This is a genomic window from Mesorhizobium sp. W016, assembly GCF_054719485.1.
The window spans coordinates 483,138-500,934 of record NZ_JBTTIF010000002.1; the positions used below are offsets into that span (position 1 = coordinate 483,138).

The following is a 17,797-nucleotide window of genomic DNA, read 5'->3' on the forward strand; positions in this document are numbered from 1 at the left end:
AGGACCGAACGATCTGTCTCACAGAAAAGCTTTACGGGTCGATGTCAACCTTAACGCGCGCCGTACCACGCTCTTTGGCCCGCCTCCACAAACATCACCGCGCGCCCGATTCGGTCATCCTCGCATTGGCGCCGAGATGATGCAGGCTTTGTGTCGTGTGCCTTGAACTCCAGGCAACCGGCGGATCGGGCAGATCGAGATCGAACTGTGCCCGCCCGAGCAGCGAATTGACGATCTTGGCGCTGCGCCAAGCCATCAGGCTGAGCTGCGGCTCGGCTATGCCATGGCTGAGCCGGCCGGCATTGAGTGCGTAGATCCGGCGGTCGTCGGGCCCGTCCCATTCGACCTCGAAGCTGGCGTTGAGCCTGTAATGACCGCGCTCGTCCAACGCGATCCTGTTCATGAGCGGTGCCATGCAATCAGGAATGGCAAAGGCATAGCCGGTGGCCAGAACCACCGCATCGACGGTGCGCGTCTCGATGGCGCCGTCGAAGCCGTTGCGCATGATCAGCCGGTATTCGCTGCCTTCCCGCGTCACGTTCAGCACTTCGCGGTGCGGCGTCATGTTGACCGCCGTCGTTTCCTCCGAGAGGTGCCGCAGCGTGTAAAGCTGGCGATAGATCGCCTTCAGCGTGCTCGTCGATGCGCCGTCACCGGCAAGCAGTTGCTGTTCCAGGATCGTCTCGCGCCGCCCTTGCGGCAGCCGATGGAAGTTTTCGACATAGCCCGGCGTGAAGAGTTCGTCGGTGAAAGGCGAGTCGTCCAGTGGCAGGAAATTCGGCCGCATCGAGATCCACTCGATTTCGCGGCCGGCGAAGCGGTCGGAGGAGATCAGATGCAGAAGCACTTCGGCGCCGCTCTGGCCACCGCCGATCACGGCGACACGCTGTCCGCTCAGGCGATCGAGGCGGTTGGCGGCCTGGGCGTTGTGGAAGCATTGATCGGAGGCCGCCGCCCGCGCCCAGGCGGGGATGTTGGGCACCAGCCCGACGGCAATGGCGAGATTGCGCGCGTTCACCTGCTCGCGGCCGATACGCAGCCCGAAATTCGTTCCGTCGAAGTCGATCCGGTCGACGGCGCTGGCGAAGCGCAGCGAAAACAAGTTCTCACCGACCCATCCGAGATAGCGGGCGAATTCCGGCCGCGGGATGGCTGAGAAATCCGCGTTGAGGAATTCATAGAACCGCTTCTGCGCGACCAGATAGGACATGAACGACCATGGGCTGGTCGGATGCGTCGCGGTGACGAGATCCTTGAGGAAGGATGTCTGCAGTTCGACGCCCGGCAGCATCATGCCCGGGTGCCATTCGAGCCGCGTCGCCCGATCGAAGAAGCGCGCTTCGACGCCGTCCACCGCATCGAGATGGGCGGCGAGGCTGAGATTGAACGGCCCGATGCCGATGCCTGCGAGGTCAAGCGTATGGGTCATGGCGAACTCCTTATGGAGCTGGCTGGGCTGATGGGAGATCGCCGGGCTGACTCGGGGTTAAGCGGATTGTCGAGCGGTGTGCCAAGGTCAGGCAGAGGGCGTTCGCCGCTGTCGCCGTAGCCGATGGCGAAGCGCACCTTGTTGATGGCGATGCGTGGGATCTTCGGAGCAAACAGATCGAAGAGCGCGAACCGTTCCGACAGCTCAGGGTTCTGCGCCTGGTAGCGCCGGATGGCGGCGGCCAGGATGGCGTAGAAAGTCCTCTCGTCGAAGCGGTCATAGGCGGCCAGCGCCTCGGATAGGAAGCGCAGAACGCTGACGATGTGTCCCGTTTGCAGATGCTGGAGAAGATGTGCCGGTGGCCGACGCTTCAGCGTCGACAGGATTTTGGGGTCGAGGCCGGCCAGTTCGGGAAACGGCTGGTCGACGAGATCGAGGTCGCCCTGGAAATCCTTGACCGCCACGCCGAGAGGCGTCGCTCCGTCGAGGATGATGGTGACGTTCTGGCCATGGGCGATGAAGCCGACGCCGTAACGGCACATGAAGTGGTAGAGCGGCACGAAGGCCGTGGAGAACAGGCGATCGAGCCATGCCTCCGGACCAAGGCCGGACTGCTCCATCAGGGCGCTGGCGATCGGCCTGCCATGCGCGTCGCGCTGCGGCAGGGCGCCCATCATCATCGGCCGCTGGCCCGCTGTCAGATCCTTTTCGGGGCTTTCGCGCCATATGGCGCCCAGCATCTCGCAAAACTGATAGGGCGCGCCTTCAACGCCGGTATAGTGCGGATGCGGATAGAAGGCGCCGGCGACTTCCTGCAAGACCTTGACGTCCTTGAGCACCGGGTCCGCGGCCGCCACCGTGGCCAGCCAGCGCGACAGATCGGCGCCGATCGCCATGTATTTGCCCGGCACGCCGCGCCACGCTGAGGTGTTGAGGACGGTCAGCGGCAGCTTGACGTGCAGCGCCTCGGGCCGTGCCACATTGGCAAGCGTGCGCAGCGACTGCAAGGGCAGGAACGGATCGCCGAACTGGCCAAGCGGCACCAGCCGGCCGGCGGCGATCTCGCTACCATATTGCGAGGCGATCATCGCCTGCCACTGCCAGGGGTGGACCGGCAGCAGCCTATGCGTCGATCGCGAGATCCCGGCGGCGCTGAAAGCCGCTTCGAGCCTTGCGCGCTCGTAGTCGCCGAGTGCGGCCTGCAGCAGCGCCTCTTCGTCGAGCCCGCAGTCAAGCGCCAGCAGGCAGCGATCGCTGGCGGCGGCAAGCCAGAAGAGCTGGAATGCGGTGGCCGATTCTGGCGCGTAGCGCTCGAAGTCGTCCCGTCCCCAGCCAAGCCGTCCCTTGTTGGCAGGGGCCTTCGGATGGCCGTCGAGCAATGCCTGCAACTCGGTATCCGGCAGCGCGGCTAGATCGGCGGCCGGTCGATTGCCGCGTGCCTTGGCGATCCGCATGTCGGCCATCAGCGTGTTGTAAAGCTCCTTCGCATAGGTGCAGAATGTTGCCGGCGACATGCCGAGCGTCTCGCGCGCGTCGGCGAAGAAGGCGACCGCATCGTCGACCGGCAGCTCGATGCCGGCGTCGCGAGTCAGCGTCTCCGGACGGACGGCGATCTGGCCCCACAGGCGCCGCGTCGCGGCAAAGCGATAGGTCACGCCGGGGCCGGGCGTCAGCTCCCATCGGCCGGGCGAAAGCTCGCGCGGCGACAGGCACTCCTCGAAGGTCAGTTCGGAAATGGCCTTGGCGACGGCGTCGCGGTTGATCGCGGCCCAGCGTGTCGCCTCCCCCGCTTTGGCAATCGGTTGCTGCACCGTCACAGCGGCACCTCGCGGAAGAAGCGCTCGCGTTCGCAGCAGACCAGCGCCGCGCGCTTGTGCGGGAAGTCGAACTCCTTGACTTTGTCGTAGGCGGCGCCGGCGCAATAGCTCAGCATCTTCTGGTGCGCGGCGCGTGGCTCGCCGACGACGCGCTGCGTGCGCGGCTCGTCGAGGAACAGATAGTGGGTGACGGAGCGGAACAGTGACAGCGTCTTCGGCCGGCCGAGATGGCGCATATTGCCGATCAGTCCATGCCAGCCGCGGTCCCAGTCGAGCGGCTCATAATAGGGCCCGAGCCGGTCCTCCTTGGCCCAGTAGAACTCGAAATAGCCGGTCGGCTCGCCGTCGAAGCTGGCGATGACGCCGAAAATATGCGGATCGCTTTCCTGCTCGGCGAGATATTTGTCGAGATCCTCATGGCTCTGGGCAAGTTCCCAGAAGAAGGCGACGCGGCCATCGTTCATCCAGCGATGGAAGAGGTCGAGATCGGTCCTGCGGTCGATCGGCCGCAGCGATACGGTGAGGCCGATTTCCGGAATCCAGCGTTCGTACATCGGGCCGCAGGGGCGCGGTTGGCGCAATGGCGGCAGCCGGTCTTCCGGGCCGATAGCGGTCGTCAATGCCGGATAGGTGACATGCGAGGCCTGGCTGCGCCACAGCAGCGGCAGCTGGCGCAGGACCGAGCGATGGATGACGGCGCATTCCGGTTCACCCGGAACCGTCTCGGTGGCCAGCGCCGAAACCGGCCACAGCGTCTTGGCCGCCGGCAGGAAGGCGCAGTCGAAGGAAGGATGCAGGCGCAGCGCGGCGTCGACGAGACCTGCCAGGATTTGCGGTTGGTCGAGGCGGCCGCCAATGAACGCGACATCGTCGAGGAGCAGGCGGCCATCCGCGTCGGAGATGCGGGCCTGTCCCACCGCTGTTCCCTCAGCGTTGACCAGGCTGACATGGCCATCGCCGGCACGGATGGCGAGCGGCTCCGCGGCCGAGGCCAGATGCTGCCATCCTTCGTTGCCGGCGACGGTGGCGGGTGACCAGTTTTTCGCAGCCTCGATGTTCATGCGTATTCTCTCACATGCAGGGGGTTCGGAAGCTCGACGTAACCTGCCAGCGGGTCGGTCACTTCGGTGTTCTCATTGATGTCGCGCAGCGCGATCAGGAAATTGCCCTTGGCAGCCAGCGTCGGCGCGTTGAGCAAATAGTCGACGCAGGACCGGTCAGCCATCCGCGTGGCGGCCAGCCGCTCGAGCGAGCGGCGGAATATCGCCAGCAGATCGTCTTCGTTGGTGAGGCCAGCGGCGGCAAGGGCTGCGACGGCGGCGAAAGCGCCATTGACGACCAGATAGTAGCCGAACAGCTTCGCGGCCGCTTCCGCTGGGAAGACATGATCGCCCGCCTGACCAGCCTCGGGCACGAATTCGCGCAGCCTGGGCAGGAATTCCTCGACATAACCGGTGCCCTGGCAGTCGCGAAAATAGAGCGCATTCGGCCAGCCGCCGGCGAGGCCGACGACGAGGTTCTGCTGATGGGCGCCGAACAGCAGGCCGAATTCCGAGAAGGCAACGATAAACGGCTCGATGGCGGCATGAAGGAAACGCTCGAACCACAAACGCGCCGTTTCCTCGACAGGTCGCTTCTCGTCGCGGGCGATACGGTTGACCAGGTCGGACAGATGGCTTTCGGTACGGCCGGGATGGCGCTCGCAAAGCGCGCCGAGAACGGCAGCCGGCGGATTGCCCGTGCCGCGAAACGGATTTTCGCGAAACGAGACGATGGTATCCGTCATCAGCCGGCCGTCTTCGTCACGCAGGCCGAACCAGGCGGGCTCACCCAGCACCGTCATGGTCGGGCAGCGCCGCTGCAAGGCATAGCCGAGCTTGCCCTTGACCAGCCGGTGCACCGAAAGGCCGCGCCGGCACTCATGCTCCTCGACGATGCGCCTGGAATTGGTCAGGCGCAGGCTGAGCGAGAATTTCAGCATCCACTCGGCTTCAGCTGAATGAACCGTGCGCAGCGAGGTCGTGGCCCGCCACGCTGGTCCGCCGAGCCCAACATCGACGATACGGCCGGCGCAAAACAGGCGCTCGACGCGGTCTTCCAGCATGAGCCGTACGGCCTGCCACGGATGCATCGGAACGAGAACCTTGCCCTGTTGCTTGCCAGCCCGAGCAAGCAGCTGCGGATCGCTGGCGGCAAGCCCGCGGACCATCTCGGTGACATCTAGCGGCTCGACGCTGCCCCCAGTGAGGATGGTCGGGTCGACGGCCCACCAGCGCAGTTTGAACGCATTGCAGTATTCATGCCCGAAGCGCGCGGAATCCGTGTGCGTGAACTCTTCGCGACTCATCGGCGCCGGATGCACGGCATGGCCGAAGCGCAGGGCGCTTTCGGCATCGATGAAATCAGGATCGCCTTCGGAGAAGGGCCGCGACGATCCACGCGCCGCAGTCGCGTCAGCGATTGCGGCGATGCTGGCCAGGCTGCGGCGCAGGAAGGTCAGTCGGCTTTCCGCTGTCGCCCGGCCGGCAATGTCAGGCTCCGCCAGGATCAGCGCCAAAAGACTGAAAAGGTCGATCTCGGACGCCTCGCCATCGGCCCCCTCGCTACTAATATCGAGGCGCCAGAGCGGCATCGCGAACTCGTGGTAACCAACCTTCGAGCGATGCCGCGCCTCGACGAGCACCGCCGCGCGCGAGGCAGGGAAATTCAGACGCAGCACGGCCGCCTGCGGCCGAAACAGCCCGGTTTGGCTGGCGTCGACGAATTCCCAGCCATCCCATTCCCGCAGCAACGCGTTGAGGAACGGGCTTAATGCAGAGGAAGATTCTGGTTTTACTTGTTCCATGTGCATCCTCATAAATCCACACAATACTGTAGTATTATATCTTATACGCTGTGGTTATTAGAACATTTCTGTTGATTATTTATTCTAACCAGGAAATAAGCTTCGCGTTATGACGACCAGTATGAAAAATCGATCTTCGCTTCTTCGCCGCCTGGCAATCGCGGTCTCGGCAATCGGCTTCGGCCAGTCGGCCTTCGTATCGCTCGTTCCCCTGGTGATGGAGCGGCTGAGGCTCGACACGTTTGCGATCGGCGCGGCAACTGCTGTCGGCGCGGCGGCCTTTCTGGTCGGCTCGCCGCTGTGGGGCCGTATGGGCGAGCGGCTTGGCCATGCCAGGCTGCTGCGCTTGCTCGGCCTCTCCATGCTGGCCGGCCAGGCGGTGTTCGCCATTCTGCTGATAGCCGGCATGGGAGCCGCGCTCGGCATCGCTTTGCTGATGCTTTCGCGAACCGTGTACGGTTTTGCCACGTCCGGCGTCATGCCGACGGCGCAGGTCTGGGCCAGCCGCTCGGTTGCCGATGACAGGCGACAGGCCGCGCTGGGACTGCTTGGCGCCGGCGTCAGCATGGGGCGGCTGGCCGGCGCGCTGGCGGCAACGGCTGCCGTCCTGTCGCCGCTGCTGCCGCCCATCCTGTTCCTGTTCAGCCCGCTGTTGCTGTGGCTCGCGCCGGGCAAAGGGGAAGCCGGCGGACGGAGCGACGGCAAGGCAGCCGACGTCGGCCGTGGAATATCGCCCTTCGATCGCCGCGCTCTGCCTTGCCTGGCGATGGGCTTGTGCCTGACGCTCGGCTTCGGACAGGTGCAGATGATGCTCGGCCCGATGGCCCAGCAGCGTTTTGGCCTTGGTGCGACGCAGGCCACGACGGTGACCGGCCTGGCCCTGATGCTGGTCGCCATCGTCATGGTTTTGGTCCAGGGACTGCTCATGGCGCGCCTGCGGCTGGCGGAGCGCAACAGCGTCGTCGTCGGCTGTCTCATGGTTTGCGTCGGCATGACGGCGCTGGCCGTCACGGCCAGCCATGTTGCCTCGGCAGCGTCTCTGGTGGTGGCGGCGGCCGGCATTGCCCTGGCGACACCCGGCTACACCGCCTGGCTGATGAAGCGCCTGGAGCCCGGCGAGCAGGGCGCGGCGGCCGGCTGGCTCACCAGCACCCATGTGCTCGGCCAGAGCATCGGCGCATTGGCCGGCGGCTTTGCCTTCACGCTCTGGCCCTTTGCGCCGCTGGCCGACTGCGCGGCGCTGGCGCTGGCCGCTGCCTGTCTCGCTGCCATGGTTCGCAAGCACTAGCCAAACCGCGCTCATTCGGCGACCTCCGGCAGCGGCTGCATCGGAGTACCCGGCTGGGCTTTTGCGGCATCGGCGAAATGGGCATTCAGCATGCGATAGGTCGCCACCACGGCGATGCCCGACAGCACGGTCGCCAGGGTGAACAGCGCGGAGTAGCCGAGCATGTCGGCGAGGCGCCCGGCAAGCATGGAGCCGACGAGGTAGACGATAAGCTGGGCGCAGGACAGGATGGTGAAGTCGGTGCCCGGCTGGTCCGACGACGTCACGGCCATGAACAGGCTGTAGAGCGCCACGATCTCCATGTAGCGCACCAGCGTCTGCAGGAACGAGGCGCCGAAGATCGGCCAGAAGCCGGCGATAGCGCCGAAAGCGTGCAGCGCGAAGATCAGGAAGCAGATGGTTCGCAGCGCGCCGAGCAGGCCGAGCACCGAGGCGGCGCCCCTGTTGTGCAGCAGCCACGCCGCCAGCGCCGAGCCGCCGAGCCCGACGGTGAGCGCGGCACCGCCCGAGAGATAACCGATGATATCGAGCGGCACGCCGGCATCGACGAGATAGGAGCCTTCCATCGACTTCACCAGCCCCTCGCTGGCGCGGTAGATGAGCGCGATCCACAGGATCTGGCGTGCCTCCGGCCGGCGCAGAAAGCGCAGGATCGAGGGGCGGTCGATGGCCGCCTGCGGCGCGCTGGCGACGGGATCGGTCTCGCGCATGGCGAAGGCGGCGACCAGCGGGATGATGGACAGCGCGGCCACCATGGCCACCATGGTTTGCCAGCCGGCATGATGATAAGCCAACAGGCCGAGCGTGCCGCCGAGAACGACGCCGAGCGCGACGGCGCCGCCCTGGATCGCATTGCCGATCGGCCTGTCCTTCGGGTCGAGATATTTGGCCGCGTAGCCGTCGGTGGCGATGTCCTGGGTCGACATCAACAGGCTCACGACAAGGCCGACGGCAAAGATACCGGCGACATCGGTCGGCTCGATCCAAAGCATGGCGGCGATGCCGGCGATGACGCCGATCTGGGTGATGATGACCCAGCCGGCGCGATGGGCGCGGGCCATTGGCCGAAAGCGGTCGACCAGCGGCGCCCATAGGAATTTCAGCACCAGCGGCAGCATCAGCAGCGCCATCAAGCCAATGGCGGTGCGCGACACGCCTTGCTCGCGCAGGATCGGCGGGATCGCCGCGGCAAACAGATAGCTCGGGATGGCCTGCGCCAGATAAAGGCAGGCGAGAACGACGAAAAGCCGCAGGCGCGAAAGCCCGGCTGGCGCCGGCCGGTCTGCGTCGGCGCTCATTTGACATAGTCCTTCGGTGCGTAACCGTTCAGGAAGGCGCCGGCCTCCGCCCGGCTGCGGGTGACGAGCACTGGAAAGCCGAACAGGCTTTGCCAGACGCGCTGCATGTTCTCGTCGGCGGCGGGGCGCACCAGCGCACAGGCGCGGCAGGCTTTTTCGAGCTGCTCGCGTTCCGCCTTGTACCAGAGGTTTTGCGCCTTGCGCTGGGCGTCGCTCAGCGCGATCTCGATGCGGATATCGACCAGGAGCACGAACGGCTCCCGTTCCTGCGAAAGGCGGCCGAGCGCCTCGATATAGCGCGCGCCATCCGCCGGATCGGCTGGCGCTTCTGCCAGCAGCGAGACCAATGCACCGTTTCGTTGGAGAGACACCGCCACCGCCGCCCCTCAGAATGTGATCTGGTAGGACAGAGCGACCGAACGTCCCAGACCCGGAACGTCGGCGCCGCGGGTCGCCGATGCGGAAGGGTTGATGTAGTAGGTGTCGAACACATTGCGCACGGCAAGGTTCAGCACGCTTTCATTGCCGAACGTCTTCGAGACGGCGAGATTGACCAGTGCTGCACCGTCCAGTTCCTGGGTGGCGATGCGGTCGCGTCCGGAAAACAGCTCCAACTCGCTGCGCAGGGTCAGCTCGTTCTCGAAACGGGTGGTGAGATAGACCAGGCCCTTGTAGGTCGAGGGGACACGGTTGTTCGGCAGATACTCGTTCGCTTCGATGTGGCCGTCGCGATCCGCGTCGTATTTGCCTTCGACATAGCCGACCGATCCGCCCAGCGTGAACATGCCGCTGAGGTCTGCCTCGAGATTGGCTTCGACGCCCCAGATACGTTCCTTCTGCTGCGATACCCGGTTGTTGACGATGTCGTAGCTGACGCCGTTGTCCGAGGTCGACAGATAGGTGCTGACGCCGCCGCGATAGTCGCCCCAATCGCCGCGCAGACCGGCTTCCCAGGTGTTCACCAGCTGGGGTTCAGGCGCGATATCGGCATAGCTGATCGCATAGTCCGGCGCGTTGGTGCACGGCAGCAGCGGCCGGATCGCCGTGCCATAGGCGTCGCAGGTCTCGGCGTTGGAGTTCAACCCGGCGCGGCGGGTGAAGCCGCCAATGTCGGTGAGGCTGTAGCCTTGCGAGAAATTGCCGAAAAGCTGCATCCTTTCGGTCAGATCGTAGACGGCGCCGGCGTTGAAGGTGACGGCGTCGTAGTCGAACGAGCCGCCGGTCACCTGGATCGCCGGCAGGCCGATAATGTTGCGGCCTAGCAGAACGGCAGCGGCAGGCCGGGTGAAGTCTTCAACGTTGAGATAAAACTGGTCGTAGCGCGCGCCGCCGCTGATGCGAAAGCGATCCGTCACCGGAATTTCGCCCTGCGCAAACAAGGCAACCGAGTTCTGGGTCGTGGGCGAGATGGCGTCCTGGCCGTTGGTCAGCTGCTGATCGGTGGCATCGAAAACGTAGTCGGCGCCCCAGGTCAGTGTGCTGCCCTGAGTGATAAAGTCCATCGGCGTGTTGACGGTCAGGTTGACGCCGCTGCGCCGCGATTGCAGCGCCGTCTGGTTGAAGTCGGCGGTCGGGTCCGTACCCGGCGGCAGGATCACCGGCCGCGTCGGGTTCGTCGGTAAATACACCTGGCTGTTGACGGCCGAGAATTTGGTAAAGGGCGACTGCTTGAAGATGTCGTTGTAGAACGCCTTGACCTCGAGGTTTCCGAGCGCGAAGTCGCTGTCGGTGTATTTGGCGGTCAGATATTTCGAATCTTCCTTCAGCGGCTTGCCTTCATAGGGATCGCCGAAATCCGGGGAGACGGGATTGGTCGTGTAATCGGTGAACCAGTCCGGCTTCTGGTTGGCATAGGTCCAGTCGACGCTGGCCTCGAAGCGCCTGGAATCGAACTGGTAGCCGGCCACGCCGAAGAGATTGCCCGTGCCGGTGCGGTCGCCGCCGCCTTGCCCAAGCATGGCGTCGGAAGCCATCTCGTTGCCGTGGCCGTCATAGGTGCGGCGCGACAGATCACCGGACGCCGAGAAGAAATAGTCGAAATCGCCTTTCTTGCCCTCGACCGAGACACTGGTGCTTGGCCCGGCCGACTTGCCGGGGTTTTCGGTGAAGGCGGTGACGCCGGTGCGCACCGTCACCTTCGGCTTGTCGCTGTCGCCGCGCTTGGTGATGAAGTTGATCGTGCCGCCGGTGGCGCCGGCGCCATAAAGGCTGGACGCGCCATTGATGACTTCGATGCGCTCGACCGAATTCAGGTCGATCATCGACAGGATGCGTGAGACGTCCCGCAGCGGTGTGTTGCGCGGCACACCGTCGACCATGATGAGAACGCTGCGCCCGCGGAAGGTTTCCGAAGCGCCGGAAACGGTCTGGTTGCGTGGCGCGTAGCCGGGGACGATGCGGCTGATCAGGGTCGCGGCGTCGATATTTTCCTGCGCGGCTTCCTCGACCTGTTGCCGTTCCACGACCTGGACAGACTGGGCAACGCTGGAAATGGACCTTTCATTGCGGCCGGTGACCAGGATCTGGTCGAGCACCGTGGCTTCCTGCTTGCCTGTCGGGGCGGCTTCCTGGGCAAATGCCGCGCCTGCCAGGATCGACCAACCCAAAGCCGATGACCAAAGAAGTGAACTGTAAAATCTGCGCATGCTGCCCCCATCCATGCCCTGGTCCCCAGTGCCAGAGCGGAGAGGCCCAGTTATAATTCATGACGAAAGGAGTCAACATTTATTTTATGAGTTCTTTGATCAGGATTGTTCCGCAACGGACGGGGCTGTGCATATGAGCAGAACGTATTTTAGCGGGCGCTAAGATGTTGAGCTTTCTTGACAAAACGGCATAGGGCAGCCGGCGGCGTCGTCAGCCTTTGTGCTTACAAGAAGCTCTGCGGATCGATGTCGACCTGCACGCGAACCGAGCCGCGCTGCTTCGGCCCTTCGGCCAGCATGGTGCGGATGAAGCCTTGGATGTCGGCGCGCTTTTCACCCTGGATCAGCAAGCGGAAACGATGGCGCCCACCAAGCAGCGACAGCGGCGCCTCGGCCGGGCCGAGCACGAACAGGTCGCTGGCCTGGGGTGCTGCACGGCGCAGGCCGCGCGCGTGGCCTTCGGCCTCGGCCCGCGTCAACGCACTGACGATGACGCCGGCAAGCCTGCCGAAGGGCGGCAGGGCTGCCCGTTCGCGCTCAGTGATCTCGCGTTCGTAAAACGCCTCGGCATCGCCCGAGACGATCGCCCGCATCACCGGATGGTCCGGCTGGAAAGTCTGCAGCAGGCCGAGGCTCTTCTTGCCGGTGCGGCCGGCGCGTCCAGTAACCTGGCTGAGCAATTGGAAGGTCCGTTCGGCGGCGCGCGGATCGCCATTGGCGAGGCCGAGATCGGCATCGACGACACCGACCAGCGTCATGCTGGGAAAGTTATGGCCCTTGGCGACCAGCTGCGTGCCTATGACGATGTCGGCCTCGCCATTGGCAATGGCCTCAAGCTCCAGACGCAGCCGTCGCACTCCACCCATCAAATCGGACGACAGGACGATCGTGCGCGCGTCGGGGAAATGCGCCACGACTTCTTCAGCTATCCGCTCGACGCCAGGCCCGCAGGCGACCAGATGGTCGAGCGTGCCGCATTCCGGACAAGCCTCCGGCCGCTTCTCATTGTGCCCGCAATGATGGCAGACGAGTTGGCCGCGAAAGCGGTGCTCAACCAGCCAGGCCGAACAGACCGGGCAGCCGAAGCGGTGGCCGCAGACACGGCACAGCGTCAGCGGCGCATAGCCGCGCCGGTTGAGGAACAGCAGCGACTGCTCCTTCTTCTCCAGCGTACGTTGCATCTGGTCGATCAGCAGCGGCGACAGAAAGCCGCCGCGGGCCGGCGGCGCGCGCCGCATGTCGATCGTCTTGAGATCGGGAAGCGCGGCTTCGGCAAAGCGCGCCGACAGCACCGCCCTGCTGTAGCGGCCCTGCTGCGCATTGACCCGGCTTTCGACCGATGGCGTCGCCGACGCCAGCACCACCGGGAAGCCGCTGATATGGCCGCGCACCACCGCCATGTCGCGGGCATTGTAGAAGACACGGTCCTCCTGCTTGTAGGCAGGGTCGTGCTCCTCGTCGACGACGATCAGCCCGAGCTCGCGGAACGGCAGGAACAGCGCCGAGCGTGCGCCGGCGACGACGCGCACGCCGCCTTCCGCCACCTGTCGCCAGACCTTTTCGCGCATTCGGGGCGGCAGGTCGGAATGCCATTCCGCCGGCTTGGCGCCGAAGCGCCGCTGAAAGCGTTCGAGGAAGGCATGCGTCAGCGCGATCTCCGGCAAAAGGATCAACACCTGCTTGCCCTGGTCGAGGGCTGCCGCCACCGCCTCGAAATAAACTTCCGTCTTGCCTGAACCGGTGACGCCGTCGAGCAGCGTGACGTTGAAAGCAGCGGCCGTGACATTGGCGCGCAGCATGGCGGCCGCGTCTGCCTGGTCCGGCATCAGCTCCGGCATGGCGTAGGAGGGATCGGGCGCGGCGACCACCGGTCGAGGCGGGATCATCACCGTCTCGAACACGCCTTGCGCCTTGAGCCCCTCGACCACCGTCGACGACACGCCCGCCGCGTGCGCCAGGCCGGATCGCGTCCAGGCAAGCCCCCCTTCCGCCGTCTCCAGCACGCGCGTCCTGGCATCCGTCATCCGGTCGGGCATGACGAGGGTCCGCTGCAGGCCCTCGATCCATGGTTCGGGATCGAACGCCTCCGGCGCGCGCAACAGCATGCGCGCCACCATGCCGGGCGGCGACAGCGTGTACTGCGCCAGCCAGTCGACAAAGCGGCGCATGCCGCGGTCGATCGGCGGGCAGTCGAAGACCTGTTCGATCGGGCGCAGCTTTTTGGCGTCGATATTCTCGACCGCACCATCCCAGACGATGCCGGCAACCTGGCGCGGACCGAGCGGCACGCGCACGATCGAGCCCGGCACCACGCGCATGCCGGCGGGCACAGCGTAGGTATAGGGCCGTTCGGCGGGCATCGGCACCAGCACCGGCGCGGCTGCGACAAAGGGCGAATCTTCGATCATCGGGCGTGACCTTGCCCCGACTTTGGTCTAGATCAAAGGGCAACCCCGAATGTGCATGGCATGCACATGGAAATCTTTCAGGAGACCCCCATGAAATTTTTTGTCGACACCGCTGACATCAAGGACATCAAGGAACTGAACGACCTGGGGCTGCTCGACGGCGTGACCACCAATCCCTCGCTGATCCTGAAATCCGGCGGCAAGATCGCCGAGGTCACCAAGCAGATCTGCGACATCGTCAAGGGCCCGGTTTCGGCCGAGGTTGTTGCGGTCGAATACAAGGACATGATGGCCGAGGCCAACATCCTGGCCAAGATCGCCGACAATGTCTGCATCAAGGTGCCGCTGACGCTCGACGGCCTGCGCGCCTGCAAGACGATCCGCACCGAGATGAACCGCATGGTCAATGTAACGCTGTGCTTCTCGGCCAACCAGGCGCTGCTGGCGGCCAAGGCCGGCGCCTCGTTCATCTCGCCCTTCGTCGGCCGCGTCGACGATACCGGCGCGGACGGCATGGAACTGATCCAGGAGATCCGGCAGATCTACGACAATTACGATTTCGACACCGAGATCCTCGTCGCTTCGGTTCGCACCGTGAACCACGTCAAGCAGGCAGCCCTGATCGGCGCCGATGTCGTTACCGCGCCGGCCGCGACGCTGAAGGCGCTGGTCAAGCACCCGTTGACCGACAAGGGCCTGGATCAGTTCGCTGCCGACTGGGCCAAGACCGGCCAGAAGATCGGCTGAGATCGGGTTCGATACAAAAAGGCCGGGAAACCGGCCTTTTTATTGCGGACTGCTAAAGTCGAGTTGGCAGCGCCAGGGAATGCTCAGGCTTTCTTGCCGTGCCTGACCAAGTCCTGGGCGACGGACAGGCTCACCATTTCAGCCAGTTCACGCGCGGCGCGGTTCTCAGCGTCGAGCTGCGCCCGGTAGGAAGCGAACTCCTGCGTCGGCTTGTCGAAGGATGATGGGATCGACCGCTTGCCGGTGGCGATCACCACGCCGGTCCTGGCATCGGTCAGCACATAGTTTGCGGTCAGCGTCACCGTGCCTGCCGTCGGTTCGTCTTCGTCGGTCTGGATCTGCACCACCGCGGCCGATTCGACCAGTTCGGTGACACCGAGATCGAGCATGTAGACCGGTGCCGTCGTTTCGCCGGCACCCTGGCCGAAGGCGAAGATCAGATTGTTGCGGACCTGCTGGGCATAGCGGGTCTTGACCGGCTTGACCGCGATCGAGGCGAGCTCCGCCGACGCGCTGACAGTCGAGCCTGCCGTCAGCGGCGCGCTCGAATAGAGCGGCCTGACCGTGCAGGCCGAAATCAGCGTCATCGAGGCCACCAGCCCGCAGAGCGCGGTGCGGCGCAGCAAGCGCGTCGTCTTTTCCAGATCGGGCCCCATCCTTCTGAAGTCAAGCAACGACATTGACGATCCTCTGCGGCACGATGATCACCTTGCGGGGCGCCTTACCTTCCAGCGCTTTCTGCACGAAGTCGAGAGCCAGAACCGCTTTTTCGACCGCACCTTGGTCCGCGTCGCGGGCAATTGTCAAATCGCCGCGCTTCTTGCCGTTGACCTGAACCGGCAGCACGATCTCGTTGTCGACCACCAGTGCCGGATCGTAGACCGGCCAAGGCCGTTCGGCGACCAGATCGGTGCCGCCGAGCGTGTGCCAGCACTCTTCAGCCAGATGCGGCATGACCGGCGCGACCACATGCACAAGGATCTCCACCGCCTCGCGGCAGGCGCCTTTCAGCGCCGCGTCGGCCTTGCCCTCGGCGACGTCGTTGAGCGGCGCGGTCAAGGCATTGGCCAGTTCGTAGATGCGGGCGATGGCCCGGTTGAAGCCGAGCTTCTCGATATCCTCGCCGATAGCCTTCAGGATCTTGTGCGCGGCCTTGGAAACGGCCCCCGCCTCGCCCTCCGGCGCCGCCTGCGGCTTGGCGCCGTCAAGCGTCTCGGCGGCAATGGACACCAGGCGCCAGACACGCTGGATGAAGCGATGTGCGCCGGCGGCGCCATCGTCCGTCCATTCGACGTCGCGCTCGGGCGGCGAATCCGACAGCATGAACCAGCGTGCGGTGTCGGCGCCGTAGCCGTCGGTGATGTCTTCCGGGCTTACCGTATTCTTCTTCGACTTCGACATCTTTTCGAGTGAGCCGATCGCCGCCTCTTCGCCGGTGGCGATCTCGATGGCACGGCGCTTGCCGCCGATATCCTCGACCCTGACCTCAACCGGCGACAGCCAGCGCCCATTGTTCGACGCACCGCCGACGCGGTAGGTTTCATGCACCACCATGCCTTGCGTGAACAGACCCTTGAACGGCTCGGCCAGGTCGAGATGACCGGTCGCGCGCATGGCGCGGGTGAAGAAGCGCGAATAGAGCAGATGCAGGATCGCGTGCTCGATGCCGCCAATGTACTGGTCGACGGCCAGCCAGTCATCGGCAGCCTTCGGCTCCGTCGGGTCATTGGCCCAGGGTGCTGTAAAGCGCGCGAAATACCAGGACGAATCGACGAACGTGTCCATCGTGTCTGTCTCGCGCCGCGCATCCTTGCCGCATTGCGGGCACGTCACATGCCGCCAGGTCGGGTGACGATCGAGCGGATTGCCGGGACGGTCGAACTCGATGTCGTCGGGCAGCTTGACCGGCAGGTCGGCCTTCGGCACCGGCACCACGCCGCAATCCTCGCAATGGATCATCGGGATCGGGCAGCCCCAGTAGCGCTGGCGCGAAATGCCCCAGTCGCGCAGGCGGAAGTTCACCTTGCGCTCGGCCATCGGCCTGCCGCCGATGGTCTTCTGCTCCAGGAGCTTTGCGACCTCGTCGAACGCCTGCTCCGGCTTCATGCCGTCGAGGAAGCGCGAATTGATCATCACGCCATCGTCGACATAGGCCTCTTCCGTGACCTGGAAGGTCTTGGCGTCGCCATCTTCGGGCATCACCACCGGGATGACCGGCAGGCCGTATTTGTTGGCGAAGTCGAGGTCGCGCTGATCGCCCGACGGGCAGCCGAATATGGCGCCGGTGCCGTATTCCATCAGCACGAAATTGGCGACATAGACCGGCAGCGTCCACGAGTCGTCGAACGGATGAACGACGCGGATGCCGGTGTCGAAGCCCTTTTTCTCCGCCGTCTCAAGCGCGGCCACCGAGGTGCCCATATGTCTGATTTCGTCAATGAACTTGGCCAGTTCGACATTGGTCTCGGCGGCCTTCCTGGCCAGCGGATGGTCGGCGGCGACAGCCATGAAGGAGGCGCCGAAAATGGTGTCGGGCCTGGTCGTGTAGACTTCCAGCTCGTGCGTGTCCCCAACCGGAGCAGCCAGCGGCCAGCGGACCAGCAGCCCTTCCGAGCGGCCGATCCAGTTCTGCTGCATCAGCTTGACCTTTTCCGGCCATTCGCCGAGGCCGTCCAGCGAGTCCAGCAGGTCCTGCGCAAAATCGGTGATCTTGAAGAACCACTGCGTCAGCTCACGCTGTTCGACCAGCGCGCCCGAGCGCCAGCCGCGCCCGTCGATGACCTGCTCGTTGGCGAGCACCGTCATGTCCTCCGGGTCCCAATTGACCTTGGAGGATTTGCGCGTCACCAGCCCTTTCTCGACGAAATCGAGAAACAGCATCTGCTGGCGGTGGTAATAGTCGACGTCGCAGGTGGCGAACTCACGCGTCCAGTCCAGCGACAGGCCCATCATCTTGAGCTGTTCGCGCATGGCGGCGATGTTGGCGTAGGTCCATTCCTTGGGATGGACCTTGTTCTGCATCGCCGCATTTTCGGCCGGCATGCCGAAAGCGTCCCAGCCCATAGGGTGCAGCACGTTGAAACCCTTGGCCCGCTTGTAGCGCGCCACCACGTCGCCCATCGTGTAGTTGCGGGTGTGGCCGATATGGATCTTCCCCGAGGGATAGGGGAACATCTCCAGCACGTAGTATTTCGGCTTCGGGTCGTCGTTCTGCGCTTCGAACAGCTTCTTTTCGGCCCAGGCCTTCTGCCATTTGGGCTCTGACGCGCGCGGATTGTATCGTTCGGTTGCCATCGGATGATTTTCACTTAAAAGCAGGC

At 64.6% G+C, this 17,797-nt stretch carries 12 protein-coding genes; 2 read left to right on the forward strand and 10 right to left on the reverse strand.

Going from position 1 to position 17,797, the window contains the following annotated elements:
* Positions 1-94: 94 nt before the first annotated feature.
* From ACYG9V_RS02765 to ACYG9V_RS02780, 4 genes are read right to left on the reverse strand one after another with little or no spacing between them, the layout of a single operon-like run.
* Complete coding sequence (locus ACYG9V_RS02765; RefSeq protein WP_352765217.1) at positions 95-1,429, reverse strand: lysine N(6)-hydroxylase/L-ornithine N(5)-oxygenase family protein; 1,335 nt, start codon at positions 1,427-1,429, stop codon at positions 95-97.
* Positions 1,426-3,246, reverse strand: a complete 1,821-nt coding sequence (locus ACYG9V_RS02770) for an IucA/IucC family protein (RefSeq protein ID WP_352765215.1) — start codon at positions 3,244-3,246, stop codon at positions 1,426-1,428. The genes ACYG9V_RS02765 and ACYG9V_RS02770 overlap by 4 nt, the downstream gene beginning before the upstream one ends.
* Positions 3,243-4,307, reverse strand: coding sequence for a GNAT family N-acetyltransferase (locus ACYG9V_RS02775; protein WP_352765213.1), 1,065 nt, complete (start codon positions 4,305-4,307; stop codon positions 3,243-3,245). The genes ACYG9V_RS02770 and ACYG9V_RS02775 overlap by 4 nt, the downstream gene beginning before the upstream one ends.
* Positions 4,304-6,091, reverse strand: coding sequence for an IucA/IucC family protein (locus tag ACYG9V_RS02780; RefSeq protein ID WP_352765211.1), 1,788 nt, complete (start codon positions 6,089-6,091; stop codon positions 4,304-4,306). The genes ACYG9V_RS02775 and ACYG9V_RS02780 overlap by 4 nt, the downstream gene beginning before the upstream one ends.
* 121 nt (positions 6,092-6,212) lie before the next feature.
* Here ACYG9V_RS02780 and ACYG9V_RS02785 point away from each other — a divergent pair, with 121 nt between their 5' ends.
* Entirely contained in the window at positions 6,213-7,379 is a 1,167-nt protein-coding gene (locus tag ACYG9V_RS02785) for an MFS transporter (RefSeq protein WP_352741756.1), read from the forward strand.
* Positions 7,380-7,390: 11 nt separating this feature from the next.
* Here the strand turns inward: ACYG9V_RS02785 and ACYG9V_RS02790 are convergent, their stop codons facing one another.
* The 4 genes from ACYG9V_RS02790 to ACYG9V_RS02805 form a co-directional block, all read right to left on the reverse strand.
* Positions 7,391-8,677: a RhtX/FptX family siderophore transporter gene (locus ACYG9V_RS02790; RefSeq protein WP_352596762.1), complete on the reverse strand. Its 1,287-nt coding sequence runs from the start codon at positions 8,675-8,677 to the stop codon at positions 7,391-7,393.
* Positions 8,674-9,048 carry a hypothetical protein gene (locus tag ACYG9V_RS02795; protein WP_155923829.1) on the reverse strand — a complete coding sequence of 125 codons (375 nt, stop codon included), beginning with the start codon at positions 9,046-9,048 and terminating at the stop codon, positions 8,674-8,676. Before ACYG9V_RS02795 ends, ACYG9V_RS02790 begins: the two co-directional genes overlap by 4 nt.
* A 15-nt stretch (positions 9,049-9,063) precedes the next feature.
* On the reverse strand, positions 9,064-11,322 hold the full coding sequence (locus ACYG9V_RS02800; protein ID WP_352765210.1) for a TonB-dependent receptor: 2,259 nt from the start codon (positions 11,320-11,322) through the stop codon (positions 9,064-9,066).
* A gap of 224 nt (positions 11,323-11,546) precedes the next feature.
* Complete coding sequence (locus tag ACYG9V_RS02805; RefSeq protein WP_352765208.1) at positions 11,547-13,730, reverse strand: primosomal protein N'; 2,184 nt, start codon at positions 13,728-13,730, stop codon at positions 11,547-11,549.
* A gap of 90 nt (positions 13,731-13,820) precedes the next feature.
* Between ACYG9V_RS02805 and fsa the strand changes: the two genes are divergently transcribed.
* Positions 13,821-14,477 (forward strand): fructose-6-phosphate aldolase, encoded by a 657-nt coding sequence (gene fsa, locus ACYG9V_RS02810; RefSeq protein WP_023688874.1) that lies wholly within the window; start codon positions 13,821-13,823, stop codon positions 14,475-14,477.
* 83 nt (positions 14,478-14,560) lie between these two features.
* On the opposite strand, the gene lptE is transcribed toward fsa, so the two are convergent.
* Positions 14,561-15,157 (reverse strand): LPS assembly lipoprotein LptE, encoded by a 597-nt coding sequence (gene lptE, locus ACYG9V_RS02815; protein WP_023815277.1) that lies wholly within the window; start codon positions 15,155-15,157, stop codon positions 14,561-14,563.
* Positions 15,144-17,771 (reverse strand): leucine--tRNA ligase, encoded by a 2,628-nt coding sequence (gene leuS / locus ACYG9V_RS02820; RefSeq protein WP_023824302.1) that lies wholly within the window; start codon positions 17,769-17,771, stop codon positions 15,144-15,146. The genes lptE and leuS overlap by 14 nt, the downstream gene beginning before the upstream one ends.
* Positions 17,772-17,797 lie beyond the last annotated feature (26 nt).

Excerpts from the sequence above, each read along its gene's own strand:
- ACYG9V_RS02765 (WP_352765217.1), bottom strand. The coding sequence starts at position 1,429 with ATGACCCATACGCTTGACCTCGCAGGCATCGGCATCGGGCCGTTCAAT.
- ACYG9V_RS02775 (WP_352765213.1), bottom strand. The coding sequence starts at position 4,307 with ATGAACATCGAGGCTGCGAAAAACTGGTCACCCGCCACCGTCGCCGGC.
- ACYG9V_RS02780 (WP_352765211.1), bottom strand. The coding sequence starts at position 6,091 with ATGGAACAAGTAAAACCAGAATCTTCCTCTGCATTAAGCCCGTTCCTC.
- ACYG9V_RS02785 (WP_352741756.1), top strand. The coding sequence starts at position 6,213 with ATGAAAAATCGATCTTCGCTTCTTCGCCGCCTGGCAATCGCGGTCTCG.
- ACYG9V_RS02790 (WP_352596762.1), bottom strand. The coding sequence starts at position 8,677 with ATGAGCGCCGACGCAGACCGGCCGGCGCCAGCCGGGCTTTCGCGCCTG.
- ACYG9V_RS02800 (WP_352765210.1), bottom strand. The coding sequence starts at position 11,322 with ATGCGCAGATTTTACAGTTCACTTCTTTGGTCATCGGCTTTGGGTTGG.
- ACYG9V_RS02805 (WP_352765208.1), bottom strand. The coding sequence starts at position 13,730 with ATGATCGAAGATTCGCCCTTTGTCGCAGCCGCGCCGGTGCTGGTGCCG.
- fsa (WP_023688874.1), top strand. The coding sequence starts at position 13,821 with ATGAAATTTTTTGTCGACACCGCTGACATCAAGGACATCAAGGAACTG.
- lptE (WP_023815277.1), bottom strand. The coding sequence starts at position 15,157 with ATGTCGTTGCTTGACTTCAGAAGGATGGGGCCCGATCTGGAAAAGACG.
- leuS (WP_023824302.1), bottom strand. The coding sequence starts at position 17,771 with ATGGCAACCGAACGATACAATCCGCGCGCGTCAGAGCCCAAATGGCAG.